This is a genomic window from Mycobacterium sp. IDUB_3 (assembly GCF_055419585.1).
The window spans coordinates 934,806-961,280 of sequence record NZ_JBVAXZ010000001.1 but is presented as its reverse complement, the minus strand read 5'-3'; the positions used below and the strand labels follow the sequence as shown (position 1 = coordinate 961,280).

Annotated in this window: 25 protein-coding genes; 17 read left to right on the top strand and 8 right to left on the bottom strand. The window is 68.6% G+C overall.

Features of this window, described 5'->3' with window-relative positions; translation table 11 throughout:
- The first annotated feature begins 38 nt into the window (after positions 1-38).
- The gene (locus ACZYVJ_RS04110; RefSeq protein WP_463832831.1) at positions 39-869 is read left to right on the top strand and encodes an eCIS core domain-containing protein; all 831 of its coding nucleotides are present in this window, start codon (positions 39-41) and stop codon (positions 867-869) included.
- Positions 870-933: 64 nt separating this feature from the next.
- Positions 934-2,064 (top strand): GDP-mannose-dependent alpha-(1-6)-phosphatidylinositol monomannoside mannosyltransferase, encoded by a 1,131-nt coding sequence (gene pimB, locus ACZYVJ_RS04105; protein ID WP_463829853.1) that lies wholly within the window; start codon positions 934-936, stop codon positions 2,062-2,064.
- Between the two features lie 19 nt (positions 2,065-2,083).
- On the opposite strand, the gene ACZYVJ_RS04100 is transcribed toward pimB, so the two are convergent.
- Positions 2,084-3,886 (bottom strand): AMP-dependent synthetase/ligase, encoded by a 1,803-nt coding sequence (locus ACZYVJ_RS04100; RefSeq protein WP_463829852.1) that lies wholly within the window; start codon positions 3,884-3,886, stop codon positions 2,084-2,086.
- A gap of 175 nt (positions 3,887-4,061) precedes the next feature.
- On the opposite strand from ACZYVJ_RS04100, the gene ACZYVJ_RS04095 reads away from it, so the two are divergent.
- The 5 genes from ACZYVJ_RS04095 to ACZYVJ_RS04075 all read left to right on the top strand — a co-directional run bounded on the left by ACZYVJ_RS04095 (position 4,062) and on the right by ACZYVJ_RS04075 (position 7,455).
- Positions 4,062-4,451: a polyketide cyclase / dehydrase and lipid transport gene (locus ACZYVJ_RS04095; RefSeq protein ID WP_463829851.1), complete on the top strand. Its 390-nt coding sequence runs from the start codon at positions 4,062-4,064 to the stop codon at positions 4,449-4,451.
- Positions 4,452-4,553: 102 nt separating this feature from the next.
- Positions 4,554-4,991 carry an SRPBCC family protein gene (locus ACZYVJ_RS04090; RefSeq protein ID WP_065075751.1) on the top strand — a complete coding sequence of 146 codons (438 nt, stop codon included), beginning with the start codon at positions 4,554-4,556 and terminating at the stop codon, positions 4,989-4,991.
- Positions 4,984-6,255 (top strand): ArsA family ATPase, encoded by a 1,272-nt coding sequence (locus ACZYVJ_RS04085; RefSeq protein ID WP_463832830.1) that lies wholly within the window; start codon positions 4,984-4,986, stop codon positions 6,253-6,255. The genes ACZYVJ_RS04090 and ACZYVJ_RS04085 overlap by 8 nt, the downstream gene beginning before the upstream one ends.
- A complete protein-coding gene (locus tag ACZYVJ_RS04080) occupies positions 6,252-6,644 on the top strand; it encodes a hypothetical protein (RefSeq protein ID WP_463829849.1) in 393 nt (130 codons plus the stop codon). Before ACZYVJ_RS04085 ends, ACZYVJ_RS04080 begins: the two co-directional genes overlap by 4 nt.
- 85 nt (positions 6,645-6,729) lie before the next feature.
- Complete coding sequence (locus tag ACZYVJ_RS04075) at positions 6,730-7,455, top strand: lysophospholipid acyltransferase family protein (RefSeq protein WP_463829848.1); 726 nt, start codon at positions 6,730-6,732, stop codon at positions 7,453-7,455.
- On the opposite strand, the gene ACZYVJ_RS04070 is transcribed toward ACZYVJ_RS04075, so the two are convergent.
- Positions 7,452-8,735, bottom strand: a complete 1,284-nt coding sequence (locus ACZYVJ_RS04070; RefSeq protein ID WP_463829847.1) for a glycosyltransferase 87 family protein — start codon at positions 8,733-8,735, stop codon at positions 7,452-7,454. The genes ACZYVJ_RS04075 and ACZYVJ_RS04070 overlap by 4 nt on opposite strands.
- 93 nt (positions 8,736-8,828) lie before the next feature.
- Here ACZYVJ_RS04070 and ACZYVJ_RS04065 point away from each other — a divergent pair, with 93 nt between their 5' ends.
- The 3 genes from ACZYVJ_RS04065 (at position 8,829) to ACZYVJ_RS04055 (ending at position 11,757) form a co-directional block, all read left to right on the top strand.
- A complete protein-coding gene (locus ACZYVJ_RS04065; RefSeq protein ID WP_463829846.1) occupies positions 8,829-9,713 on the top strand; it encodes a hypothetical protein in 885 nt (294 codons plus the stop codon).
- Positions 9,714-9,790: 77 nt separating this feature from the next.
- Positions 9,791-10,285, top strand: coding sequence for a polyadenylate-specific 3'-exoribonuclease AS (locus tag ACZYVJ_RS04060; protein ID WP_463829845.1), 495 nt, complete (start codon positions 9,791-9,793; stop codon positions 10,283-10,285).
- Between the two features lie 83 nt (positions 10,286-10,368).
- Positions 10,369-11,757 (top strand): class II 3-deoxy-7-phosphoheptulonate synthase, encoded by a 1,389-nt coding sequence (locus ACZYVJ_RS04055; RefSeq protein WP_463829844.1) that lies wholly within the window; start codon positions 10,369-10,371, stop codon positions 11,755-11,757.
- Here the strand turns inward: ACZYVJ_RS04055 and ACZYVJ_RS04050 are convergent.
- Both ACZYVJ_RS04050 and ACZYVJ_RS04045 read right to left on the bottom strand, forming a co-directional pair.
- Positions 11,754-13,205, bottom strand: a complete 1,452-nt coding sequence (locus ACZYVJ_RS04050) for an FAD-dependent oxidoreductase (protein WP_463829843.1) — start codon at positions 13,203-13,205, stop codon at positions 11,754-11,756. The genes ACZYVJ_RS04055 and ACZYVJ_RS04050 overlap by 4 nt on opposite strands.
- A 103-nt stretch (positions 13,206-13,308) precedes the next feature.
- On the bottom strand, positions 13,309-14,526 hold the full coding sequence (locus tag ACZYVJ_RS04045) for a protein kinase domain-containing protein (protein WP_463832828.1): 1,218 nt from the start codon (positions 14,524-14,526) through the stop codon (positions 13,309-13,311).
- 188 nt (positions 14,527-14,714) lie between these two features.
- Here ACZYVJ_RS04045 and ACZYVJ_RS04040 point away from each other — a divergent pair, with 188 nt between their 5' ends.
- Positions 14,715-15,119: an Rv2175c family DNA-binding protein gene (locus tag ACZYVJ_RS04040; RefSeq protein WP_463829842.1), complete on the top strand. Its 405-nt coding sequence runs from the start codon at positions 14,715-14,717 to the stop codon at positions 15,117-15,119.
- 10 nt (positions 15,120-15,129) lie between these two features.
- Here the strand turns inward: ACZYVJ_RS04040 and ACZYVJ_RS04035 are convergent, their stop codons facing one another.
- Positions 15,130-16,671, bottom strand: coding sequence for an alpha-(1->6)-mannopyranosyltransferase A (locus ACZYVJ_RS04035; protein ID WP_463829841.1), 1,542 nt, complete (start codon positions 16,669-16,671; stop codon positions 15,130-15,132).
- A 4-nt stretch (positions 16,672-16,675) separates the two neighbouring features.
- On the bottom strand, positions 16,676-17,725 hold the full coding sequence (gene idsA2 / locus ACZYVJ_RS04030) for a bifunctional (2E,6E)-farnesyl/geranyl diphosphate synthase (protein WP_463829840.1): 1,050 nt from the start codon (positions 17,723-17,725) through the stop codon (positions 16,676-16,678).
- A gap of 262 nt (positions 17,726-17,987) precedes the next feature.
- Here idsA2 and ACZYVJ_RS04025 point away from each other — a divergent pair, with 262 nt between their 5' ends.
- Positions 17,988-18,881 (top strand): mycobacterial-type methylenetetrahydrofolate reductase, encoded by an 894-nt coding sequence (locus tag ACZYVJ_RS04025; RefSeq protein WP_463832827.1) that lies wholly within the window; start codon positions 17,988-17,990, stop codon positions 18,879-18,881.
- Here the strand turns inward: ACZYVJ_RS04025 and lppM are convergent.
- A complete protein-coding gene (gene lppM, locus ACZYVJ_RS04020) occupies positions 18,878-19,528 on the bottom strand; it encodes a lipoprotein LppM (protein ID WP_463832826.1) in 651 nt (216 codons plus the stop codon). The genes ACZYVJ_RS04025 and lppM overlap by 4 nt on opposite strands.
- Before the next feature lie 154 nt (positions 19,529-19,682).
- Positions 19,683-20,291: a GNAT family N-acetyltransferase gene (locus ACZYVJ_RS04015; protein WP_463829838.1), complete on the bottom strand. Its 609-nt coding sequence runs from the start codon at positions 20,289-20,291 to the stop codon at positions 19,683-19,685.
- Positions 20,292-20,629: 338 nt separating this feature from the next.
- On the opposite strand from ACZYVJ_RS04015, the gene ACZYVJ_RS04010 reads away from it, so the two are divergent.
- The 5 genes from ACZYVJ_RS04010 (at position 20,630) to ACZYVJ_RS03990 (ending at position 26,458) form a co-directional block, all read left to right on the top strand.
- A complete protein-coding gene (locus ACZYVJ_RS04010; protein WP_463829837.1) occupies positions 20,630-21,031 on the top strand; it encodes a DUF3040 domain-containing protein in 402 nt (133 codons plus the stop codon).
- A 403-nt stretch (positions 21,032-21,434) separates the two neighbouring features.
- The gene (gene mraZ / locus ACZYVJ_RS04005; RefSeq protein WP_064877499.1) at positions 21,435-21,866 is read left to right on the top strand and encodes a division/cell wall cluster transcriptional repressor MraZ; all 432 of its coding nucleotides are present in this window, start codon (positions 21,435-21,437) and stop codon (positions 21,864-21,866) included.
- Positions 21,841-23,106: a 16S rRNA (cytosine(1402)-N(4))-methyltransferase RsmH gene (gene rsmH, locus ACZYVJ_RS04000; protein WP_463829836.1), complete on the top strand. Its 1,266-nt coding sequence runs from the start codon at positions 21,841-21,843 to the stop codon at positions 23,104-23,106. The genes mraZ and rsmH overlap by 26 nt, the downstream gene beginning before the upstream one ends.
- Positions 23,103-24,389: a cell division protein FtsL gene (gene ftsL, locus ACZYVJ_RS03995; RefSeq protein ID WP_463829835.1), complete on the top strand. Its 1,287-nt coding sequence runs from the start codon at positions 23,103-23,105 to the stop codon at positions 24,387-24,389. The genes rsmH and ftsL overlap by 4 nt, the downstream gene beginning before the upstream one ends.
- Positions 24,386-26,458 carry a peptidoglycan D,D-transpeptidase FtsI family protein gene (locus ACZYVJ_RS03990; RefSeq protein WP_463829834.1) on the top strand — a complete coding sequence of 691 codons (2,073 nt, stop codon included), beginning with the start codon at positions 24,386-24,388 and terminating at the stop codon, positions 26,456-26,458. The genes ftsL and ACZYVJ_RS03990 overlap by 4 nt, the downstream gene beginning before the upstream one ends.
- Positions 26,459-26,475: the final 17 nt, after the last annotated feature.

The following is a 26,475-nucleotide window of genomic DNA, read 5'->3' as shown; positions in this document are numbered from 1 at the left end:
GACCGCGGCGCCGGCGGCTCCCGATACTGCTGGCCTGGATATTCGTCGTCGAGCTGCTGGTGGCCGCGGCCGTGCCGTTCGATGCCGTGCGGGAAAGCCGGATCCGGCCCGCCCAGCTGGTCACGCCAGCCCGCAGCCAAGTCAGTGCGTCGACGAAGTCGATCACCGTCGGTGACCGCACCGTCCGGCTGCTGGGGCTCGGCGGGGCCGCCAGCGACCGGTTGCTGTCCCGGGTGGCGTCGACCATGGGCGCGGCGATCGCGGCGGTGGAGTCGTTCTGGGGCGTCGACTGGCCGCACGAGATCTCGGTGGTCGCGGCCGGCACCGACGAGGGGTTTCGCGCCGCCGCCGGTGGCGGACCGGCATCCCAGTGGGCCGATATCGCTGCCGTGACGGTCGTCGACCGTGTCGATCCCGTGCGTCGGGTTGCCGTCGGCCAGCGGATTGTGTTCGCGCCGGGCGCGACCAACATGAGCGCCGCATCGCTGCGAATAGTGTTGGCCCACGAGCTTTTTCACTATGCCGCGCGTGCCGATACCGTCGCGGACGCACCGCGCTGGCTCACGGAGGGGGTGGCCGACTTCGTTGGCCGCCCACCGACGCCGGTGCCCACCGAGACGTTGTTACCCATGACGCTGCCCACCGACGCCGACCTGGATGTGGCCGGGGCGCAGCGCTCGCTGGCCTACGACCGCGCCTGGTGGTTCGCCCGCTTCGTCGCCGACACCTTCGGACCGCCCAAGTTGCGCGACCTCTACCTGGCCACCTGCGGCATCAGGCACGCCGATATGGCCGCCGCCGGCCAGGACGTGCTGGGCGCCAGTCCGGCGGGCCTGCTCACCCTCTGGCAGCAGTGGCTGACCCACTAGGGCCGGCTCGCCCGGTTCAGGCCGTGTGCACGGTCCGCATCGTCGCCAAGCTAGCCTGACGCAGGTGAGTCGGGTCCTGCTGGTAACCAACGACTTTCCGCCCCGCCCGGGCGGAATCCAGTCGTATCTCGGTGAGTTCGTCGGAAGGCTGGTCGACGCCGGACCGCATTCGGTGACGGTGTACGCGCCGCAATGGAAGGGCGCCGAGGCTTACGACGAGGCCGCCCGCTATCGGGTGGTGCGTCACCCGGGCACGCTGATGCTGCCCGGCCCGGCGGTCGACACCCGGATGCGGCGGCTGATCGCCGACGAGGGCATCGACACCGTCTGGTTCGGCGCGGCCGCGCCGCTGGCGCTACTGGCTCAGCGCGCCCGCGGGGCCGGGGCGAGCCGGGTGCTGGCCAGCACGCACGGCCACGAGGTCGGATGGTCGATGCTCCCGGTCGCACGCTCGGTGCTGCGCCGCATCGGTGACGACACCGACGTCGTCACCTTCGTCAGCCGCTACACCCATTCCCGGTTCGCGCCGGCCTTCGGTCCCAAGGCGTCGCTGGAATACCTGCCGTCCGGGGTGGACATCGACCGGTTCCGGCCCGATCCGGCGGGCCGGGCGCAGCTACGTGAGCGCTACGGGTTGGGGGAGCGGCCCACCGTGGTGTGCGTGTCCCGGCTGGTGCCGCGCAAAGGCCAGGACATGCTCATCAAAGCGATGCGGTCGATCCGTCGACGCGTGGACGGCGCCGCCCTGGTGATCGTCGGCGGCGGCCCCTATGAGGACTCGCTGCGCGCACTGGCCCAAGGATGCGGGGTGGCCGATGATGTCACCTTCACCGGCGGCGTACCGGCCGCGGAGCTGCCCACGCATCACGCGCTGGCCGACGTGTTCGCGATGCCGTGCCGCACCCGCGGCGCGGGGCTGGACGTCGAGGGGCTGGGCATCGTGTTCCTAGAGGCGTCGGCGAGCGGCGTGCCGGTCATCGCCGGCAGATCCGGGGGAGCTCCAGAAACGGTGCAGCACAACAAGACCGGGCTGGTCGTCGACGGCAGCGAGGTGGACGAGATCGCCGACGCCGTCGCCGACTTGCTGACCGATCGCGACCGCGCCGCCGCGATGGGCGCGGCCGGGCGCGACTGGGTGACGGCCCAGTGGCACTGGGACACCCTGGCGGCACGGTTGGGTGCGCTCCTCGGCTGAGGTCGTGAACCCGGCCCCGCTAGTCCTTCTCGTAGATGGCCTCGATATCGGAGGCGAACTTCTCGGCCACCACGTTGCGCTTGACCTTCATCGTCGGCGTCAGCTCACCGGTGTCCTCGGTGAAATCGACCGGCAGGATGCGGAACTTGCGGATCGACTCCGCGTGCGACACAGCCTGATTGGCGTCCTTGATGGCCGCGTCTACCTCGGCGACCAGATCGGGATCGGTAGTCAGATCGCTCACCGACGCGCCGGCACCTTTCTGGTTGCGCTGCTTCCAGCCGTCGAACGCTTCGGGGTCGATGGTGATCAACGCGCCGATGAACGGCTTGTTGTCCCCGACGACCATCGCCTGGCTGATCAGCGGATGGGCCCGCAGCCGGTCCTCCAGGACCGCCGGCGCGACGTTCTTGCCGCCCGCGGTCACGATGATCTCCTTCTTGCGCCCGGTGATCTTCAGGAAGCCGTCTTCGTCGAGCGCGCCCAGGTCGCCGGTCCTGAACCAACCATCGGTGAAGGCGTCCTCGGTGGCCTGTTCGTTGCGCCAGTAGCCGCCGAACACCACGCCGCCGCGCACCAGCAGTTCGCCGTCCTCGGCGATGCGCATGCTGTTGCCGGGCACCAGCGTCCCCACGGTGCCGATCTTGACGTTGCCGACCTGGTTGACGGTGATCGCCGAGCTGGTCTCGGTCAGTCCGTAGCCCTCGTGGATGGTCAGGCCCACGCCGCGGTAGAAGTGCCCCAGCCGCGAGCCCAGCGGCGCGCCGCCGGAAACGGCCGCGTGGCAGTCGCCGCCCAGCGCGGCGCGCAGTTTGGTGTACACCAGCCGGTCGAACAAGGCGTGCTTGGCGCGCAGCACCGGCCCGCGGCGGCCGCGGTCCTGCGCCTCGCTCCAGTCGACGGCGGTCTGCACGGCTGCCGCGAAGATGCGGCCCTTCCCGTCGTTGGAGGCGTTCTGCTCGGCGGTGTTGTAAACCTTTTCGAATACCCGCGGGACCGACACCACCACGGTCGGTTTGAACACCGCGAACAGCGGTACCAGGTTCTTGATGTCGCTGGTGAACCCGACGGTGACCTTGTTGGCGAAGGCGGACAACGTCAGCGAGCGCGCCAGCACGTGCGCCAGCGGCAAGAAGACCAGCAGCCGCTGCCCCTCGTCGAGCAGCGTCGGCAGGCTCTCCTTGGCGCCCCTGGTCTCGTACAGCAGATTCGAATGCGTCAGCTGGCAGCCCTTGGGCCGCCCGGTCGTGCCCGAGGTGTAGATGAGCGTCGCCGGATCCTCGGCACGCAGTCCGTCGAGGCGGGCGGTCAGCTCCGCCGGCTCCACCGATGCGCCGGCCTCCACCAGCTGGTCGAGCGCCTTGGGGCCCGAACCGTCGATGTGCAGCACCCGGCGCAGCGCGGGCAGTTCGGCGGTCAGCTCGGTGACCATCGCTGCGTGCTCGTCACTCTCGGCGAACGCCAGCACTGCCTCGGAGTCCTGCAGCACCCAGCGCACCTGCTCGGCCGAGGACGTCTCATAGATCGGCACGGTGACCGCGCCCACCGACAGGATCGCCAGGTCGAGGATCGCCCATTCGTAGCAGGTGGCACAGAAGATCGACACCCGGTCGCCGGCCTGCACACCCAGGGCGATCAAACCGAGTGCGGCGGAGCGGATCTGATCGGCCGCCTCGGCGCAGGTGACGTCGGTCCACTCGCCGTCGACCTGACGTTGGTAGATGACGAAGTTGGGGTCGTCGCGCTCGTGTTCGAAGACCATCGCGGCGATGTTGTCCTGTTCGCCGACGGAAAAGCGGGCGGGGACGCTGTACTCACGCACTCTTCTGACCTCGATTGACCTCGTAAAGATTCCCGGGAGCCGGGTTGCTGGTCACCAGCCTAATCCGCGCGTTGATCCAGCACGGCCGGAGTGGGTCAGCCCAGGCTCTGTTGCCTGCCGCGACTCGGGGCCGCCCTCGGCGGGGCGCGGCGGACCGGTGTGTGAAGCTGTGATCATGAGCAGCATCCAGATCGCGGATGAGACGTTTGTCGCCGCCGACGGCGCGCGGGTGGGCGCCGCGGTCGCCGATCGATCGAGCTGGCGTCGCTGGTGGCCGGATCTGCGGCTGCAAGTCGTCGAGGATCGCGGGGAGAAGGGCATCCGGTGGGCGGTCACCGGCGCGGTGACCGGCACCATGGAGATCTGGCTGGAACCATCGCTGGACGGCGTCGTGCTGCACTACTTCCTGCACGCCGAGCCGACCGGGGTGGCGGCCTGGCAGCTGGCCAAGCTGAATCTGGCGAAGATGACGCACCGCCGTCGGGTGGCGGGCAAGAAAATGGCGTTCGAGGTCAAGACGACACTGGAACGGTCACGTCCGGTGGGAGTTTCTCCGGTAGTTTAGCCGGGTCGGGTCCGCGCAGAGAGTACCGTGTCGGACCGAGACCCGCGGGGTCCCCCACATCGGAGGGGTCGATCCGTTCGCGGGAGAGAGGGCAGCAACCAGGTGGCGGAGAAGACGACGCAAACCATCTACATCGAAGCCGACCCGGCCACCGTGATGCAGGTGATCGCGGATATCGATTCCTACCCGCAGTGGATCTCGGAGTACAAGGAAGCCGAGGTTCAGGAGAAGGACGCGGACGGCTACCCCAAAGTTGCCCGGATCGTCATGGACGCCACGGTTATCAAGGACACGATGGTGATGTCCTACGAGTGGCCCAAGGATCGCCAATCGGTGAGCTGGACGCTGGTGTCGAGCTCGCTGCTGCGCTCGCTCGAAGGCTCATATCGGTTGGCGGCGAAGGGCTCTGGCACCGAGGTCACCTACGAACTCTCCGTCGACCTGGCCATGCCGATGATCGGCCTGCTCAAGCGCAAGGCTGAGCGCCGGTTGACCGACACCGCGCTGAAAGATCTCAAGAAACGAGTCGAGGCTGAGTGAGTCCGCTGCGCCTGCCCCGGCCCGGATCAGCCTTTTCGTCGGCAAAGGCGGGGTAGGGAAATCCACCCTGGCTTGCGCCACCGCTGTCGGCGCCGCGAGCGCCGGGCAGCGAGTGCTGGTGGTCTCCACCGACCAGGCGCACTCGCTCGGTGACGTCCTGGGCGTCGCCGTCTCGCCCAGTCAGGACGAACCGGTGCGGGTGCTCGCCGACCTCGAAACCGGCCGGGCCGAGGCCGGCGGCGGAGTTCTCGACGCGCTGGCATTGGACACGCTGGCGTTGCTCGAGGCCCGGTGGCGCGACGTCGTCGCCACGCTGGACCGCCGCTTTCCCGATTCGGAGCTGAGTACCATTGCGCCCGAAGAACTTTCGGCCCTACCTGGTGTTCAGGAGGTGCTCGGTCTGTACGCCGTCGGCGAGCTGGCGCGCTCGGGCGCATGGGATCGCGTGGTGGTCGACTGCGCGTCGACCGCCGATGCCCTGCGGATGTTGACGTTGCCCGCCACCTTCGGGCTGTATGTCGAGCGGGCGTGGCCGCGGCATCGCCGACTGTCCGTCACCGCCGACGACGCCCGGTCTGCGGCGGCGGTCGCACTGCTCGAGCGGATCAGTTCCACCGTGGAGTCGCTCAGCTCGTTGCTCACCGACGGCGATCTGGTCAGCGCGCACCTGGTGCTGACCCCCGAGCGGGTGGTCGCGGCCGAGGCGGCCCGAACGCTGGGCTCGCTGGCCCTGATGGGGGTGCGGGTCGAAGAGCTGATCGTGAATCAGGTTCTGCTGCAGGATGACTCGTACGAGTATCGCAACCTGCCCGATCACCCCGCCTTTTATTGGTACACCGAGCGCATCGCCGAGCAGCAGGGGGTGCTCAACGAGCTCGACGCCACCATCGGTGAGCTGGCGCTGGTGATGACACCGCACCTGTCCGGTGAGCCGATCGGCCCCAAGGCGCTGAGCGGGCTGCTCGACGCCGCTCGGCGGCGCGGCGGCACGGCGCCGCCCGGCCCGCTGCGGCCCATTGTCGACCTCGAATCCGGGACGGGACTGGGGTCCATCTACCGAATGCGGCTAGCGTTGCCGCAACTCGATCCGTCGGCCCTGACGTTGGGCCGCGTCGATGACGATCTGATCATCAGCGCCGGGGGTTTGCGGCGCCGGGTTAGGTTGGCATCAGTACTTCGGCGGTGCACCGTGCTGGACGCACATCTGCGGGGTAGCGAACTGACGGTGCGTTTTCGACCAGATCCGGAGGTGTGGCCGAAATGAGTGGGGCTCATTCCGACATCGGTCCGGAATTGCGCAGGCTCGCCCAGACGATCCTGGATGGCATCGACCCCGCGGTGCGCGCCGCGGCGGCGCTGGCGGCCGGCGCCGGCGTCGGCACCGGCAAGTGCCAGCAGGTGTGGTGCCCGGTGTGCGCGCTGGCCGCGTTGGCCACCGGCGATCAGCACCCGTTGCTCACCGCGATCGCCGACCACAGCATCGCCCTGCTCGAGGTGATCCGCGACATCGTCAACGACATGGACCGCTCCGCCAAGCCGACGCCGGAACCGCCGGACGGTCCACCCGGCGGCGGGCCGGGTGCGCCGGGCGATACCCAAGACGCCGCGTCGCGGACCCGCTATCACCCCATCCCGGTCACGCTCGAGGAGTGAGCGCGCCGCGCCGCAGGTGGTCGGTTCGGGTGGGGATGGGTACAGTTGGCGCAGAACATCAGCGGTATAGCCGAGAGGGAGGGCCATGTGGTACTGGCTATTCAAGTACGTGCTCCTCGGCCCGCTGCTGTCATTGCTGGGCCGGCCGAAAGTTGAAGGCTTAGAACACGTTCCGAGTTCCGGGCCGGTGATACTGGCCAGCAACCACCTGGCCGTGATGGACAGCTTCTACCTTCCGTTGGTGGTGCGGCGCCGAATCACGTTCCTGGCCAAGTCGGAATATTTCACCGGCACCGGTTTGAAGGGCTGGTTCCAGCGGTGGTTCTTCACCGCCGTCGGCCAGGTGCCGATCGACCGCACGGACGCCGACAGCGCCCAGGCCGCGTTGAACACCGCGCAGCAGGTGCTGAGCCAGGGCAAGTTACTGGGCATGTATCCCGAGGGCACCCGGTCGCCGGACGGGCGGCTCTACAAGGGCAAGACGGGGCTGGCGCGGCTGGCCCTGGAAACCGGTGTCCCGGTGATCCCGGTCGCGATGATCGGCACCAACGTCGTCAACCCGCCCGGGACGAACATGCTGCGGTTCGGCCGGGTCACCGTCCGCTTCGGCAAGCCGATGGACTTCTCCCGGTTCGACGGGCTGGCCGGCAACCGCTTCATCGAGCGGGCCGTCACCGACGAGGTGATCTACGAGCTGATGGGGCTGTCCGGGCAGGAATACGTCGACATCTACGCGGCGAGCCTAAAAAAGGGCGGTAGCGACGCGGCCGACGACGAGGCCACGCGGATTCCCGAGACGGCCGCCGGTTAGCCGACGGCGGTAACCGGCGCCGCCAACTGTTGCGGCGCGGCATCCCGCGCGAGACCGCGGGCGGCGACGGTGACTCCCACCGCGACGATGACCGCCAGCGCCCACCAGACGTAGGACATCCCGGCCAGCTGACGCCACCAGACCGCGCTCGCCTCGTGATGCTTGGGCAGCAGGTCGATCGGCGACCAGCGCATCAGCGCCACTCCGATAACACTGAGCACCATCAGCGCCGCGTTGCGGCGCCGCCAGCCCAAGATCCCCGTCACCAGCACCGCCGGCAGCACCCAGACCCAGTGGTGCGACCAGGACACCGGCGACACCACCAACCCGAACAGCGCGACGCAAACCAGCGCGAGCGTCGGCTCGCCGGCGTGCAGCACCCGTCGCATCGCCCAGACCGTCACCGCCAGCACCAGCAGTGACGCGGCCACCCAGAGCAGGGAGCGTTCCTGTTGTCCCAGCCCCAGCCGGGCCAGGGCGCCGGCGATGTTCTGGTCAGTGTTCAACGACGCGGAACCGATCCGGTCGGTGTGCAACACGGTGTGCGTCCAGTACTCCCACGAGTCGTTCCAGGCCAGCACGAAGCCCATCAACGTCGCCCCCACGAAAGACGCCAGCGCGGTCAGCGCCGCGCGGCTGTCTCGCCGCAGCAGGAAATAGAGCAGGAACACGGCCGGGGTCAGCTTCAGCGCCATGCCGAGCCCCAGCAACAGCCCGCGCGGCCACGGCGTGCGCCGCGGCACGCAGTCGGCGATCACCAGCGTCATCAGCACGACGTTGATCTGGCCGAAGGCGAAGTTCGAGCTGATCGGCTCCAGCCAGATCGTCGCCGCTGCCGCGGCGACGATCGCCAGCCACCACCGGCGCAGCCAGGCCGGGCCGGGCAGGGTCGCCGACGTGCTCCAGACGTCGAGGCGGGTCAGCACGATCGCGGTCGACACGACCAGCAGCAACAGCGTCAACGCGGTGATCGCGACGCTGGCGGTGGGCATGTGCATCCAGGCGAACGGGCAGAACACGATCGCCGCCAGCGGGGGATAGGTGAACGGCAGATCCACGATCGGTGTGTGGAACAGCACGTCCCCGCGGTACAGCGGGTGGCCGTCCATCCAGGCCCGCGCGCCCATTTGATAGACGTCGATGTCGATGCGATACGGCGTGTGCCCGAACAGCTGCCACGCCGCATAGCTCAGCCCCGCGGCGGCCACCAGCCAAGCCAGCCCCCACCACAGCGCCCACCCGGGTCGATTGCCCACGCCGGGCGCCTGCCGTGTACTCATGTCGCACATCAGCGTAATGGGTGCCCGGGCCCCGACCCGCCTGGTGCAGCGCGGGTCCCACGGCCCAGGCGCAGACAGGCGTACGTTTCAAGGGTGCTCCACGCGTTCGTGACCGGGGTGACCCGATGGTTCGCACATGATGTTCACGACAGCGGCCACCTGCCGCTGCTGTGCTGCCTTGTCGCGTTCATCCTGACGTTTTTTGTCACCCGAACGTTCGTGCGGTTCATCCGTCACCGCGCCGACAACGGCCGGCCCAGCCGGTGGTGGCACCCGCGCAACGTCCACGTCGGAGGAGTGCATATCCACCACGTCACCTTCGGGGTGGTGCTGACCCTGCTCTCCGGCCTGATGCTCGTCACTTTGTCCATGGACGGTCATGAGCCCGAGTTCATCATTGCTTCAACACTTTTCGGGATCGGCGCCGCCCTGGTCCTGGACGAGTATGCGTTGATCCTGCATTTGTCCGACGTCTACTGGTCCGAGGACGGCCGCACCTCGGTGGACGCGGTGTTCGCCGCGGTGGCGGTGGCCGGGCTGCTGATCATGGGGCTACACCCGCTGATGTTCTTCCTGCCGATCTGGCACAACGCCGAGTCGACTCCGCTGCGGGCCGTGGTGGCAAGCGCGATGGCGTTGACGTTGCCGCTCGCCGTCATCGTGGTGCTCAAGGGCAAGGTGTGGACCGGACTGTTGGGCATGTTCCTGGTCGTTCTGCTGGTCATCGGCGCCATCCGGTTGTCGCGGCCGCACGCGCCCTGGGCCCGCTGGCGATACTCCACCCAGCCGGACAAGATGCGCCGCGCGCTGCAACGCGAGCGGAGGCTGCGCCGCCCGGTAGTGCGGGCCAAGCTGTATCTGCAGTGCGCCATCGCCGGCACACCGCGGTTGCCCGACGAACGCACGGTCGACGCCACGCTCGACGACGAGATCCATCCCGCGCCGGCGCCCACCGGGCCCATCCTGATCGGCCGATAGCCCGCATCCTCGGTCGATGGACCGGCTCCTCTTCGTGCCGTGCCGGCACTCATCGTCGCCGGTCTAAGCTGTCTCCGGTGCGGTATTTCTACGACACCGAATTCATCGAGGACGGCCGCACCATCGAGCTGATCTCGATCGGGGTGGCCGCCGAAGACGGCCGCGAGTACTACGCGGTATCCACGGAATTCGACCCCGAGCGCGCCGGGCCCTGGGTGCGCGCCAACGTGCTGCCGAAGTTGCCGCCGCCGGCGTCGCAGCTATGGCGTTCGCGGCGCCAGATCCGTGAAGACCTGGAGGAATTCTTCGGCCTGAATTCTGGCCTGGCGGTCCCCGAGCCGGTCGAACTGTGGGCGTGGGTGGCGGCCTACGACCACGTGGCCTTGTGCCAGCTGTGGGGGACGATGCCGGAGTTGCCGCGGTCCATCCCCCGTTTCACCCGCGAGCTGCGGCAGCTGTGGGAAGACCGGGGAAGCCCGCGGATGCCGCCGCGGTCGTCCGACGCGCACGACGCCCTGGTCGACGCGCGCGATCAGCTTCGCCGATACCGGCTCATCACATCCGGGGACTGAGACGGCAGGGGCGGGCCCGCCGAGCCGAGTTCGCGCAGCTCAACTCTGACCAGGGGCGCCCGCACCCCAGCTAAGATGAACCGATGAACTGGACCGTCGACATACCGATCGATCAGCTGCCGCCGCTGCCGCCGCTGCCGACCGATCTGCGGGCGCGGTTGGATGCCGCACTGGCCAAACCGGCCGCCCAGCAGCCGAGCTGGCCGGCCGACCGGGCGACGGCGATGCGCGCGGTCCTGGAGAGCGTGCCGCCGGTGACGGTGCCGTCGGAGGTTGTGCTGTTGCAAGAGCAGCTGGCCCAGGTGGCGCGGGGTGAGGCGTTCCTGCTGCAGGGCGGTGACTGCGCGGAGACATTCACCGAGAACACCGAACACCACATTCGCGGTAATGTGCGCACCCTGCTGCAGATGGCGGTGGTGCTGACCTACGGCTCGAGCCTGCCGGTGGTCAAGGTCGCCCGCATCGCCGGGCAATACGCCAAGCCGCGATCGGCCGACATCGACGCGCTGGGGTTGAAGTCCTATCGCGGCGACATGATCAACGGCTTCGCCCCGGACGCCGCCGTACGCGAGCACGACCCGTCGCGGTTGGTGCGCGCCTACGCCAACGCCAGCGCGGCGATGAACCTGGTTCGGGCGCTGACGTCTTCGGGATTGGCCTCGCTGCACCTCGTGCACGACTGGAACCGCGAATTCGTCCGGACCTCGCCGGCCGGCGCCCGATATGAGGCGCTGGCCACCGAGATCGACCGCGGCCTGCGCTTCATGAGCGCCTGCGGGGTGGCCGACCGCAACCTGCAGACCGCCGAGATCTACGCCAGCCACGAGGCCTTGGTGCTCGACTACGAGCGGTCCATGCTGCGCCTGTCCGAAAGCGACAGTGGCGAACCGCAGCTGTACGACCTGTCGGCACACACCGTGTGGATCGGTGAGCGGACCCGTCAGCTCGACGGCGCGCACGTCGCGTTCGCCGAGGTGATCGCCAACCCGATCGGCGTCAAGATCGGCCCGACGATCACCCCGGAGCTGGCCGTCGAATACGTCGAGCGGCTCGACCCGCACAACAAGCCCGGCCGGCTGACCTTGGTGAGCAGGATGGGCAACAGCAAGGTGCGCGATCTGCTGCCCCCGATCGTGGAGAAGGTCCAGGCCACCGGTCACCAGGTGATCTGGCAGTGCGACCCGATGCACGGCAACACCCACGAATCGTCCAACGGCTACAAGACCCGCCACTTCGACCGCATCGTCGACGAGGTGCAGGGCTTCTTCGAGGTGCACCGTGCGCTGGGCACCCACCCGGGTGGCATCCACGTCGAGATCACCGGCGACAACGTCACCGAGTGTCTGGGTGGGGCGCAAGACATTTCGGACACCGACTTGGTCGGCCGTTATGAAACCGCCTGCGACCCACGGCTGAACACCCAGCAGTCGCTGGAGTTGGCCTTCCTCGTCGCCGAGATGCTGCGCGACTAGCGGCGCACCGAAAGCCGCTCCCTCCGTAGGCTCTGCGGCGCGACCGGGGCCGCGGCTGCGCGGCTTCGCTTCTGCGTGAACCGGGCTCGTAGGTTCCCCCACACGATGCGCGGTAGCAGGGCGGGATCTTGCAGCCGCGACGGCGGATCGATGAAGTTGGACACCCGGAAGAAGCGCTCGGTCAGGACGACGTCCCGGGTTGAGGCGTTCAGTGCCGCTCTGGACATCCAGCCCCGCAGTCGTTGCCGGATCCCGCGCGGCCGGTAGGCGCCGGAGGTGGCCCGGTCTCTGGCCTGATTGGCGGCCCACGTCTCGCCGATGTACTGGGCCGTCGCCAGGAAAAAGCGCTGTGCCAGGCGCGCATCTCCCGCGCGCAGGCAATCGCGCAGGGTCAACGCCTCCAGCGCGGCGATCGTCATGCCCTGGCCGTAGGTCGGATCGAGACTGCACAGCGCGTCGCCGATCACCAGCAAGCCTGTCGGGAATTCGGCTACCTGGTCGTAGCGCCGCCAGATCGCGGCGGTGTGTTGATAGGTCACGGCTTCCCCGATGGGATACGCACCGCGCAGGCCCTCGATGATCGCCGGGGGTAGCGACGGCTCGGCCATCGCGAGCATCGCGTCGAAATCGGTTGGTGGCTCGCCACCTTCGGTCGGCACGCCGATCGCCAGCATGAACGTGTCGTGCTCGTTGGCAAGTAACAGACCCCCCGGCCTGCCGCCCCCGGGGTTGAACATGACCAGGCGCTGGGCGATCGATCCCTCGGGCATGCTCAGCTGTTGGCTCGCATAGCCGTATCTGGCCACCGCCCGGTGCTCGGGTGGCCGTTCGTACCCCAGGCTCTCCAAAAACGCCGGGGTGCGCGCCCCGCGGCCCATGGCGTCTACCACCAGATCAGCGTCCAGCGCGGTAAGGAAACCGTTGTAGCGCCGGGTGATTCGTACACCGTTGACGATGTTGGCGGTGGTGAGAAGTCCGGACACGTCGTGTCCGTCGAGGAATGTCACATTCGGCAGGGCCTTGACCCGGCGGCGCAGGTGAAACTCCATGAACGGCCGGGTCGTCATGTGCAGCGCCAACGCGTCCGGATCGATGAACGTGCCCGAGTGTTTCAGCTCGTAGCGGCCGAAGCGCACGTAGAAGCGCGACAGATCACCGTCGTCGACGACAACGGCCCCTGCCCTGGACAGGTCCTCGAGCATCCCGGGAAACAATTCGTCCAGCACCTGCAAGCCGCGGCTGTGGAAGTTGTGCGCGTGGCGGCCCTGGGGGATGCCCCTGCGGTGGCACGGGTGATCGGGCAACCGGTCCCGCTCGACCACACTGACCGAATCGTAGAACTCCGAAAGTACGCGCGCGGCAAGCAAACCCGCCATTCCGGCACCCAGTACGACTGCGTGCTCGCCGAGCCGGTTCGGCGAGTCGACGCTATGCATTGTCGGACCCATGCAGAAGTACGGTACACCAAAATTAAGAAAAATAAGAGAACTTTATGATTACTTTAAGATCCGTGTCGCCAGCGCGGTCGCGGTAATGCCGGCGCCCGGCTCGCTACAGCAGTCCGTTCAGGTTGCTTCCGATCGTCCACGCCGCGGTGGCGATCAGCCCGGTGATCGCAAGCACCAGCGCCACCCAGACCAGCACCATGCGCCGGCCGTGCTGGCGCGCCCAGACGAATTCGCTGATCGGTATCCCGGCGAATTCGCCTGTGACCGACTCATATTCGTAATCGTCCTCGTCCTCGTTGTCGGTCTGCGCCGGCCGTGCCGGCTCCGGCCAGTCCTCGGGGCCGCGCGTCATCTGGCGAGTGGGCCGACGCACCGGCGCCGGGCCGGGGAGCTCGGGCTGCTGCGCGGCAGGCGGCCGCTGGGTGGCCAGGCTCCGCTGCAGCGCCGCCGACCGGTGTTGTGCGGAATTGCGCGGCGCCGGCACCCGAAAGTTAGGCAGCGCAAGCTCTTCAGCGATCGCGTCGAGGTCGGCGCGCATCTCGATCGCGTCGGCATACCGTTCGGCCGGGTCGCGGGACGTCGCGCGCTCGACGAATCCGTCGAACTGCGCGGGCACACCGTCGATGACCGCGCTGGGCGGCGGCACGTCGGTGTCCAGCCGCTGGTAGGCGAGCGACAACGCCGAGTCGCCGGTGAACGGGGTGCGCCCGGTCAGCAGCTCATAGGTCATGATCCCCGCGGAGTAGACATCGCTGCGCGGGGTGGCGTCGCCGTCGCGCACCTGCTCGGGCGACAGGTAGGCCGCGGTGCCCAAAATCACGCTGGTGGAAGTGATTCCAGCGGCCGCAACGGCCCGGACCAAACCGAAGTCGGCGATTTTCACCTCGCCGTCGTCGGAAATCAGCACGTTCTCGGGCTTGACGTCGCGATGCACCAGGCCGGCCCGGTGGGCGGCGGCCAGCCCGCCGAGCACCGGCCGAAGCACCGCCGCCACGGCGTACGGCGGCATCGGTCCGCGTTCGCCCAGCAGTTCGCGCAGCGTGCCACCCTCGATGAGCTCCATCACCAGAAACGGGTGCCGAGCGTCCAGGCCCTGGTCGTACACCGCCACCAGCCCGGGATCCTTCAGCCGGGCCACCGTCTGCGCCTCGCGCTGGAAGCGGGTCAGGAACTGCTCGTCGCCGGCGTAGCGGGAATCCATCACCTTCACCGCGACGGGACGGTCCAGCCGGGTATCCAGTCCGCGATACACCGTCGACGTGCCGCCGCTGGCGATCCTGGACTCAACCAGGTAGCGGCCGTCCAGCAAAGTGTTGTCCAGCGGATCGGCCGACCCGGCCCCGGGTCGCCGACGATGCGGGCCGGGCCGGCCCGCGGCGGGGGTCCCGCCCGGTCGCGGGGGAGGGCCGGGCGATTCAGCTTGGGCCACCGGGCCATCGTAGGTGTGCGGCCTTGATTGGCCGGTAGAACACGGGCTCAACGCGGGGATCTAGGCCTACACTTGCCCGGATGAGCAGTATTCCTGCCGGCGACGATGTGCTCGAACCCGACGAGCCGATCTATGACCTGAAGCGGGTCGCCGAATTGATGGGGGTGTCGGTCACCAAGGTGCACCAGCAACTCCGGGAGGGGCACCTGGTCGCGGTCCGCCGCGACGAGGGACTCGTGGTACCGCAGGTGTTCTTCACCAAGTCCGGTGAGGTGGTCAAGAGCCTGCCGGGATTGTTGACGATCCTGCACGACGGCGGCTATCACGACACCGAGATCGTGCGCTGGTTGTTCACCAGGGACCCTTCGTTGATCGTCACCCGCGACGGTAGCCGGGATGCCCTCAACAACGCCCGTCCCGTCGATGCCCTGCACGCCCACCAGGCCCGGGAAATCGTGCGCCGGGCGCAGGCGATGGCCTACTGAGCCTGCGCGCTCATCCGGCGGTGGCGTCGGCCCGCTCGGCTTCCCGCGCGGGAGCCCGGTACAGGCTGTACCCGGCGATCAGCGCGCACGCCGTGGCCAGCGAGAAGTGCAGCCACGAGTACATGCCGTGCGAGCCATCGGGTTTGAAGATCACCATCACCCAGGTCGACAAGCCGCCGATGATCGCGACCGCCCGCCGCGACTGCGCCAGCGGGGCCACGATCGCCAGCGGCCACGAGTAGTACCAGGGCAGGGCGGCCGGCACGAACAGCACCACGATCACCATCGACCACGCGATGCCGGTCAGCGCGGCCCGGTCGTCGCGGCGGAACCGCCACCACAACAGCGGCAGCGAGATTGCGATGATCGCGATGCCGACCAACCGGGTGACGCGCAAGATCGGGTAGAAGCTCACCGGGAAGAACCCGCCGCCAATCGCGTGGATCAGATTGGCGGCGGCGGTCGGCACGGTGAGCCAGTTGATGATCTTCACCGATCCGGCCAGCGCGGTCAGCCAGCCCAGGCCGACGCCGGCGACCGCGGACAGGATCGCGAAGACCACGGCGAAGATCAGCAGCGACCACGCCGTGGCGGCGAAAAACGCTGGCACGGGCCGATATCCCCGGCGATCGCGCAGGTGGCGCATCCACACCCACACCAGGAAGGGCAGCGCGATGCCGGCGGTGGCCTTGACCGCGATGGCGACGGTGATCAGCGTGACGCCCGCGACGTGGCGACCGGCCAACGTCAGCGCAATGCCGGCGGCCATCAGGCCCACCATCAGCATCTCGTTGTGCACCCCGCCCATCAGATGGATGAGCACCAGCGGGTTGAGCACACAGATCCACAGTGCCGTCGAACCGTCGGTGCCCAGATGCCGCGCCACCCGGGGCGTCGCCCAGACCAGCAGCATCAGCCCGGGCAGCATGCACAGCCGCAGCAACGCGGTGCCGGCCACCACGTTGTTGCCCACGATCATGGTGATGACCTTCGCCACCAGGATGAACACCGGGCCATAGGGTGCGGTCGTGATCGACCAGATGGGACTGACGTTGTCCAGCAGGCTGTTTGGGTTGGCGACCGGCCCCACCGCGTAGGGGTCCAGACCATCGCGCAGCAGCGCGCCCTGCGCCAGATACGAGTAGGTGTCCCGGCTGAAGACCGGCACCGACACCAGCAACGGCGCCAGCCAGAAGCCGGTGGTGGCTTTCATGACGAACTCGCTCGCCTCGCCGGCCAGTACCCGACGGCCCAAGGCCAGCCACGCGATCAGCATCAGGGCGACACCGGTCCACAACACGATCGACGACAACACCAGGCCGTGGCCAAAACGCAACCAGGACATGTGCATTGACTCGAGCAGCGGGTCGTGCTGGCGAGTGCTGCCCGCGCCGAGCCCGCCGAGCGTGATCAGCACCGATCCCAGCATGCCCAGCTTCGCCGGACCGGAGTCGCCGGACGCGGCGAACGCCCTCAGCTGGGAAAACCATTCGCCGCGAGAGGGTTTGGCGGCCGGCGAATCCGCCGCCGGGGCGTCCGTGGGCGTCGTCATCGGTTCAGGCGGACCGGTTCGTGGCCAGCTTGGCCAATTCGGACAACCCCGCTTTGGCCGCGGTGTTGATGGGTGCGGCCGCCAGCGTGGCCAGCGCCCGCTGGGTCAGCGCGGCGATCCGTTGTTCGGCCGCGGCCAGGGCGCCCACCGACTCGATGACGTCGCGCAGCTGAGCCACTTGCGCGTCGGTCAGCTCAGCCCCGATCGAGGTGCGTAACAGGTTGGCCGCCACCGGGTCCGACTTCTCCGCCAACTCCACCGCCTCGGCCAGCAGCACGGTTCGCTTGCCGGCTCGCAGATCATCCCCGGACGGCTTGCCGGTGACCGCGGGATCACCGAAAACCCCAAGCACGTCGTCGCGCAACTGGAACGCCACCCCCAGGTCCGTGCCGAACTGGCTGAAGACGTCATGGACGTCGGGCCGGTCGGCCGCGGCGGCCGCCCCGAGCTGCAGCGGCCGGGACACGGTGTAGCAGGCGGTTTTGAAGGTGTCGACGTTCATCGCCGAGGCGATCGAGGCGGCCGCGCTGGCCTCGGCGACGATGTCGAGGTACTGCCCGCCGAGCACCTCGGTGCGAATGTTGGCCCACACCCGCCGGACCCGCCTAAAAGCCTGCGGCGTCAACTCGACACCGAAGACGATGTCGTCGGCCCAGGCCAGCGCGAGATCACCGAGCAGGATGGCGGCCGATCTGCCGAACTGCTCCGGCGAGCCCTGCCAGTGCCTGTCGCGATGCAGCGTCGCGAACCGGACATGCGTTGTCGGCCGGCCCCGGCGGGTCGAGGAGTCGTCGATCACGTCGTCGTGCACCAGCGCGCACGCATGGAGCAGCTCGAGTGCTGAAAACAGCAGCAGCGCTTGCTCATCGGGGGCTTCGGTGGTCACGGCGCGCCAGCCCCAATAGGCGAACGCGGGCCGTAACCGCTTGCCCCCGTTGAGTACGAAATCTTCCAGCGCGGCGATCAGACCGCTGTAGTCGTCACCGATGTACGCGGTTTCGGTGCGCCGGTCATGCATGTACCGCCGCAACTGGTCGGTGATGGCGCCGGTCAACTCGACGGTTGCCGCTGCTTCTGAAGCTCCTAGGCTCAGCGCGGCGCCCCTTTCTGCTCGGCTGGCTGGGTGTTCCAGGCCCGACCAGTGTATTCGCCGCGCCACCCGCGCCGCTCCGCACATGACCCGGGCGGGTGGACCCAGTTGCTTCGCCTGCCTCAGTAACCCGCCCCTATGCTGGCGGGTGCGCTGGCGCTCGTGCGGATACTGCGCGGCCACCAGACGCCCCCGGGCCAATAGTCGTCAGATGGAGAGAAGCCGCGTGACCCTCAACACCATTGCGCTCGAGCTGGTGCCGCCGAACGCCGACGACGGTCGGGAACGGGCACTGGAAGAGGCGCAGAAAGTGGTGCGGAATTCGGCCGAGGCCGGTCTGGACGGCCGGATCCGGCACGTGATGATTCCGGGGATCATCGCCGAGGACGACGACCGTCCCATCCAGATGAAGCCCAAGTTGGACGTGCTCGACTTCTGGTCAGTCGTCAAGCCGGAACTGCCGGGGATCAAGGGCCTCTGCACGCAGGTGACCGCCTTCATGGACGAGCGCTCGCTGCGCACCCGGCTGACCGAGCTGACATCGGCCGGCATGGAAGGTGTGGTCTTCGTCGGCGTGCCGCGCACCATGAACGACGGCGAGGGGGCCGGCGTCGCTCCTACCGACGCCCTGTCCATCTACCGCGAGCTGCTGACCAACCGCGGCGTCATCCTGATCCCCACCCGCGACGGCGAACAGGGCCGGTTCAACTTCAAGTGCGACCAGGGCGCCACCTACGGCATGACCCAACTGTTGTACTCCGATGCGATCGTGGGCTTCCTGACCGAGTTCGCCCGCCAGACCGATCATCGACCGGAGATCCTGCTGTCGTTCGGCTTCGTACCGAAGATGGAGAGCCGGGTCGGCCTGATCAACTGGCTGATTCAGGACCCGGGCAATCCGGCGGTGGCCGCGGAGCAGGAGTTCGTCAGGAAGCTGGCCGCCGGCGAACCGGCGCATAAGCGCCGGCAGATGCTCGACCTCTACAAACGCGTCATCGACGGGGTCGCCGAGCTCGGCTTCCCGCTGAGCATCCACCTCGAGGCGACCTACGGGAACTCCGGGCCGGCCTTCCAGACGTTCGCGGAGATGCTCGCCTACTGGTCACCGACCGCCGGTTAATCGGGCGGCGGTTGGTCGCGCGGCGCGGTCAACCGCGGTGACCTGTCCCGGCTGACCCAGGCCAGCAGGCCCACCACGCCCGCGGCCGCGAACGACGCGATGCAAAGCCACACCACCGCCCCGGTGAAGGACCGGGTGTTGGGGTCGGTGTAGCGGGCCTGGGCGGTCATGGTGGTCACCACGCCCGGTTTCAGCTTCCACGACACCACGTCGGGTTCGACCCGGTCGCCGTTGGTGGAGGTCACGACGCCGGGGAAGGCCACCGTCAGCTCGACGTCTGCCTCGGGGTCGGTCAGCGGGGTCAGATCCGCCCGACCTTCCAGGATCACCAGGTTGCCGTTGCGGCGCAGCGTCAGGTTCACCCCGGAGGCGTCGGAGTTCATGTTGGCCAGTTGGGGCAACTCCGCGAAGGTCAGATCGGAGAACACCGCCTGCGAGCCGACGTAGCCGTCGCTGTCGTAATTCGAGACCGCCACCTTCTGGCTGAACGGCAGGTTGTTGCTGTCCAGTTGGGGACCGGTGTCTTTGGAGGTCTTGGGTTTGGCGGCGGCGACGATCTCGCCGGACACCAGGTCGTCGGGGGAGATGGTGAGCGAGGCCCTGACCCGCAGGCATCCGCTGGCCAGCGGCACCACCAGCAGCAGCATCGCGATGGCCGTCAAGCGGCGCCGCCGAACTCGAAACGCTCGGGATCCTCGGCTGCGGGGCGGGGGAGAGCTGGCTCGCACCAGGTCATCGTGCCAGATCCGATGTGCCACTTAAATAAGTGTGGAGTCTTTCGATGTGCGCCGGGTTGGGGTGTTACAGAGGCAGCTTGCGGCCCAAAATCGCAAACGCCCGCGGATCGCCGGCGAAGTGATAGCCGCGGATGACGTCGGTGAAACCCAAACGCCGGTACAACCGCCAGGCGCGGTTGGGCTCACCATTGGTTTCCGGCGTCGAGAGCAGCACATTCCGTTCGGCGCGACCGGCGAGCAGACGTCGGGCCAGCGCCTCGCCGAGGCCGCGGCCCTGGGCGCGGGGATGGATGTGCAGCTCGGTCAGCTCGAAGTAGCTGTCCATCAGCCGGGAGATCTCCTGGGGCGGCGAGCCGCCGCGTTGCATGCCCAGCACGACCTGCTGCTGCCACCATTGCCCGGGCGCGCCGGGGTAGCCGTAGGCCACCCCGAGCAGCGGGGCGCTGGCCAGGTCCTCCGCCGACGGCGGTTGTGCGCCTGCGGCTTCGGCCTCCTGAGTCTCGACGACGCCGGCGCCTTGCCAGCCCCGTCGCCGAATGTGTTCGAGCCACATCGCGGCGCGCTGGTTCTCGGTACCCCGCGGGTAGCGCATCGCATCGACATACACCGCCAGGGCGTCACCCAGGCGCCGCTCCATATCGTCGGGAAACAGATCGATGAGGAATATCGCCAACTCGCGGTCTCCTCCTCGTGGTGATTCCGGCTCGCGCGGCGCCTCGGCATTATGTGTTCGCTGTGGACCGGGCCGCCATTGCCCATTATCGGACCCGTGTGGGACGGGCCGACGGGCGGTCGTGGCACCGGACCGAGGAACCGTCCGGTTCGGGAAGCCGGTTGTAGCGCACGGTCGTTGCGGTCTGGCGGTGGGTCGGGAGGCGGCCGGGATAGAATCGGCGCCGAACCAGTGGTATGGGGCAGATTGACCTCGTATCATTTGAATTAGTTGCCCTCGCAACGGGCATCCGCGTGCTACCGATAGTCACGTGCCAAACAGTCGGCAAGGAGGGACGAATGCCACTCTCCGATCATGAGCAGCGGATGCTCGATCAGATCGAGAGCGCTCTCTACGCCGAGGACCCCAAATTCGCGTCCAGTGTCCGCGGCGGAGGGTTCCGCGCACCCACCGCCCGCCGGCGGCTGCAGGGCGTCGCGTTGTTCGTCATCGGTCTGGCGATGCTGGTCTCCGGAGTGGCGTTCAAGGCGACAATGATCGGAAACTTCCCGATCCTCAGCGTCTTCGGGTTCATCGTCATGTTTGGCGGCGTGATCTTCGCGATCACCGGCCCGCGATTGTCCGGCAGGTCCGATCATTCCGGCCCGGCGCCGACCTCGCTGCGTCAGCGCCGCAACAAGGGCGGCGGTTCGTTCACCAGCCGCATGGAGGACCGGTTCCGCCGCCGCTTCGACGACTGAGCGTGTCCACACACTCGGGGTAGCCAATCGGCTGCCCCGTTTTGTTTTTCCGGGATCCGGTGCGGCCGGCCGTGTGTCCGATGCCTGCGCAACCGTCGATGCCGTTTTGCAGCCCAATCGAGCCCCAACCGAGGCGCGTCGCGGCAATTGCGCCCCACCGCGCCCCACTAGAGTTCCCCACTACGCCCCACCCCGGGCATTTCGCCTGGTAGACCCGCTTTGCCCGCCCACCCGGAACACGCCCCGGGTTGGGCCCGACACACCCCATATCGGGCGTTGCCGGCGTCCTGACGACGGATAACCCTGAAAACGCCACGACGACACTCAAAGAATGGGGCGTAGTGGGGGATTGTGGGGTATGGTGGCTGCAGTGTTTGGGTGACCCCATAGGGGAGGTGAGCTGGTGTTTCTCGGCACCTACACGCCCAAACTCGACGACAAGGGGCGGCTGACGCTGCCCGCCAAGTTCCGCGACGCGCTGGCAGGGGGGTTGATGGTCACCAAGAGCCAGGACCACAGCCTCGCCGTCTACCCGCGGGCGGAATTCGAGCAACTGGCCCGCCGTGCGAGCAAGGCCTCGCGGAGCAACCCCGAGGCCCGGGCGTTTCTCCGCAACCTCGCCGCCGGCACCGACGAGCAGCATCCCGACGCCCAGGGCCGGATCACGTTGTCGGCCGATCACCGGCGCTACGCGAACCTCACGAAGGACTGCGTGGTCATCGGCGCGATCGACAACCTCGAGATCTGGGATGCACAGGCCTGGCAGGACTACCAACAGACCCACGAAGAGAACTTCTCCGCGGCCAGCGATGAAGCACTCGGCGACATCATCTGAGGCGCATGCCCGTGCAACGTGGCCTCTGACCGAACCGACCCTGGCGTACTTCCCCAACGCCAGGTTCGCGATTTCGGTCAGAGACCTCGATGCAGGGGCTGCCCATCGTCCCGAGCACCTGGTAAGGCCAGTCCGGGCGGCGCAGACCCGAAGCGGCGCGAGGGCCCGTCTCTCGGGGGCCCGAGCGGCCGACGGGTGCCGGCAGATCCGTGGAGGCGTTGCGGTGGCTGACAATTCGAATTCCGACGATTACGGGCACGTCCCCGTCCTACTGGAACGCTGCGTCGAACTGCTCACGCCCGCACTGACCCGTCACGATCCCGACGGGTCGGGGGCGACGCTGCTGGACGCCACCCTGGGCGCCGGCGGCCACGCGGAACGCTTCCTCACCGACCTGCCGGGCCTGCGGCTGATCGGACTGGACCGCGATCCCAGCGCGCTGGACATCGCCGGGGCCCGACTTGCGCGCTTCGCCGACCGGGTCACGCTGGTGCACACGCGCTACGACGGCATCGCCGCGGCACTGGGCGAATCAGGTTATCCGGCAACGGAATCAGTGGACGGAATGCTCTTCGACCTCGGGGTGTCGTCCATGCAGCTCGATCGCGCCGAGCGGGGTTTCGCCTACGCCCAGGACGCGCCACTGGACATGCGGATGGACCCCTCGGCGCCGCTGACCGCGGCCGACATCGTCAACACCTACGACGAGGCCGAGCTGGCGAACATCTTGCACCGCTACGGCGAGGAGCGGTTCGCGCGTCGCATCGCCGCGCACATCGTGCGCCGGCGCGCCCGCGAGCCGTTCACGTCGACCTCGGACCTGGTAGCCCTGCTCTACGAAGCGATTCCGGCCGCGGCCCGGCGCACCGGCGGGCATCCGGCCAAGCGCACGTTCCAGGCGCTGCGCGTCGCGGTCAACGACGAGCTGGACACGCTGCGCCGTGCGCTCCCGGCCGCCCTGGACGCCCTGGACGTCGGCGGGCGCATCGTGGTGATGGCCTACCAATCGCTGGAGGACCGAATCGTCAAGCGGCTCTTCGCCCAGGCGGTCGCGTCGCGCACCCCGGTGGATCTGCCGGTCGAGCTTCCCGGCCACGAGCCGCGATTCCGGGCCCTGACGCACGGCGCCGGCCGCGCCGACGCCACCGAGGTCGAACGCAATCCGCGCAGTGCCGCAGTGCGATTGCGGGCGCTGCAACGAATGGAATCACAGCAGGCAAGCGGGAAAGGCGACGCATGAGAGCAGAGCGCGAGACGTCCAAACGGCGCGGCGGCAGCGACCGTCGGGGTGGACGCGACGGTTCTGCCCGGCGCAGCGGCCGGACCGCGGCCGAATCCGGCTCGGCGCGACGCACCCGGAACGGCCGGAGCTCGGCGCCCGCCCGCGAAGCCCGTGCGCCCAAGTCCGGGCCGCAGACCAGCCCCATCGCCCGGCCGGTCGATCGGCCGGCCCGGCCCAAGAGCACCAGCCAGGCCAAGGCGCGGGCCAAGGCGCGGAAAGCCAAGGCGCCCAAGGTCGTTCGCCCTCGTCTGACCGAGCGGCTGGCCGCGCGGCTGGCGGCAATCGACCTGCGGCCGCGGACGTTGGCCAGCAAGGTTCCGTTCGTCGTGCTGATCATCGGTGCGCTGGGCATCGGGCTCGGGCTCACGCTGTGGCTGTCCACCGACTCCGCCGAGCGTTCCTACAAGTTGAGCCACGCCCGGGAGCGGACCCGGCTGCTGCAGCAGCAGAAGGAAGCGCTGGAGCGCGATGTGCGCGAGGCCGAGGCCGCCCCGGCGCTGGCGGAGGCCGCCCGCAAACAGGGCATGATCCCGAGCAGGGACACCGCGCACTTGGTCCAGGACGCATCCGGGAACTGGGTGGTGGTCGGCACCCCCAAGCCGGCCGACGGTGTGCCGCCGCCCCCGCTGAACAACAAGCTCCCCGACGAGGCGCCGCAGCCCCCCAAGCCGCCGGCCGCTCCGCCGGAGGTCTCGATGCGGGTGGAACCTGCCCCCGGCGGCCCCGCCCCGGCCCGGTCCGGCCCCGAAGCGCTGCTGCGGGCTCCCGACGGCGCGTCGACGGTGGGCGGTCAGCACCTGCCGCCCGTGGTGCCCCCGGCGCCCGGCGCGCCTGCCGCACCCGTCGTGCCGGTGCCGGGTACGCTGCCCGGCATGCCAGGCGGACCGGCGACGGGTGCATTGCCCGGTATGCCCGCTGCCCCGGCCACCGGTGCCCTGCCCGGTACGGCCGCCGGCCCGGTCACCGGACGCGCACCCGGTGTGCTGCCGGGATTGCCGACGCCGGGACTGCCGATGCCGGCCGGGCCTGCGACCGCTCCAGCACCGGCCGAGGTACCGATTCCCTTGGGCGGGCTGCCCATTCCCGCTCCTGGCCAGATGCCCGCGCCGTTGCCCGCCGAGATTCCGGTCCCGCTGCAGCTGGGCCGTCCGGCGGCGCCGGCTCAACCTTTGGTCCCCGCCGCGCCCGCTAACGGCCTGCCCGGGCCGGCGGTCGCCGGGCCGCCAGGTGCGCCCAGGTGAGCCGCGGAGAGTCCCCGCGGGCACGCCGATCGCAGTCGGCACGGCCGACACGTGGTCCCCGTAAGGACTTGGCGGGCAAGGGCGTACGGCAACCCAAGCGTCGCGTGAAGCCGCAAGCCGAGGTTGGCCGAGACGTGCGGGAGCCGAAGCGATTCCGGAAGGCCAAGCGGGCTAAGAGCGCCGCGGCGGCGCAGCGGTCTGAGGCCGTGACCGGCGGACATTCGGCGCGGGAGCGTCGCACCCGCCAGATCGTCGAGTTGACCAGCCGTGGTGGCTCATTCGTCTTCCGGCACCGGGCCGGCAACGTGGTCATCCTGGTGCTCATGCTGGTGGCCGCCGCCCAGCTGTTCGTCCTGCAGGTGACCAGCGCCCCATCGCTGCGCGCCCAGGCCGCCGGCCAGCTCAAGGTCACCGATGTGGAAAAGGCGGTGCGCGGCAGCATCATCGACCGCCGCAAAGACCAGCTTGCTTTCACGATCGAGTCGCGTGCGCTGACGTTTCAGCCCAAACGAATTCGCAAGCAGCTGGAAGAAGCCAAGGCCAAGAACTCGACCGCCCCCGAACCGCAACAGCGGCTGCGCGATATCGCCAAGGAGGTCTCCGGCCGCCTGGGCAACAGGCCGGACTCGGCGACCGTCTTGAAGAAGCTGCAAACCGACGACAACTTCGTCTACCTGGCGCGCGCCGTGGATCCCGCTGTCGCCAGCGCGATCTCGGACAAGTATCCCGAGGTCGGTTCCGAACGCCAGGATCTGCGCCAGTATCCGGGCGGATCGCTGGCGGCCAATATCGTCGGTGGCATCGACTGGGACGGTCACGGCCTGCTGGGGCTGGAGGAGGCCATGGACTCGGTGCTGTCGGGCACCGACGGCGCGGTCACCTATGACCGCGGATCCGACGGCGTAGTCATCCCCGGCAGTTACCGCAACCGGCATCGGGCGGTCAACGGATCGATGGTCCAGCTGACCCTCGACGACGACATCCAGTTCTACGTGCAGCAGCAGGTTCAGCAGGCCAAGAATGTGTCTGGCGCGCACAATGTTTCGGCCGTCGTGCTCGACGCGAAGACCGGCGAAGTGCTGGCCATGGCCAACGACAACACCTTCGACCCCTCGCAGGACATCGGGCGGCAGGGCGACAAACAGCTGGGCAACCTGGCGGTGTCCTCGCCGTTCGAGCCCGGCTCGGTGAACAAGGTGATCACCGCGTCGTCGGTCATCGAGTACGGCCTGTCCAATCCCGACGAGGTGTTGCAGGTCCCCGGCACGATCCAGATGGGCGGGGTGTCCATTCACGACGCGTGGGATCACGGCGTGATGCCCTACACCACCACCGGCGTGTTCGGGAAATCCTCCAACGTCGGCACTTTGATGCTCGCCCAGCGCGTCGGCCCGGAGCGCTTTTACGACATGGTCCGCAAATTCGGTCTGGGGCAACGCACCAACGTCGGTCTGCCCGGTGAGAGCGCCGGGCTGGTGCCGCCGATCGACCAGTGGTCGGGCAGCACCTTCTCGAACCTGCCCATCGGCCAGGGCCTTTCGATGACGCTGCTGCAGATGACCGGAATGTACCAGGCGATCGCCAACGACGGGCTGCGGATGCCGCCGCGGATCATCAAGGCCACCATCGCCCCCGACGGCACGCGTACCGAGGAGCCGCGTCCGGAGGGAGTGCGGGTGGTCTCGCCGCAGACGGCGCAGACCGTGCGCAACATGTTGCGTGCCGTCGTGCAAAAGGATCCGATGGGTTACCAGCAGGGCACCGGCTCGGCCGGCGCGGTGACGGGCTACCAGATGGCCGGCAAGACGGGCACCGCGCAGCAGATCAACCCGGCCTGCGGCTGCTACTTCGACAACGTCTACTGGATCACCTTCGCCGGGATGGCCACCGTCGACAACCCCCGGTACGTCATCGGCATCATGATGGACAACCCGGAGCGCAACGCCGACGGCACGCCCGGCCACTCGGCAGCCCCGCTGTTCCACAACATCGCCGGCTGGCTCATGCAGCGCGAGAACGTGCCGCTGTCGCCGGACCCGGGCCCGCCGCTGACGCTGCAGGCCACCTAGCGGCGATCGCCGGCGCG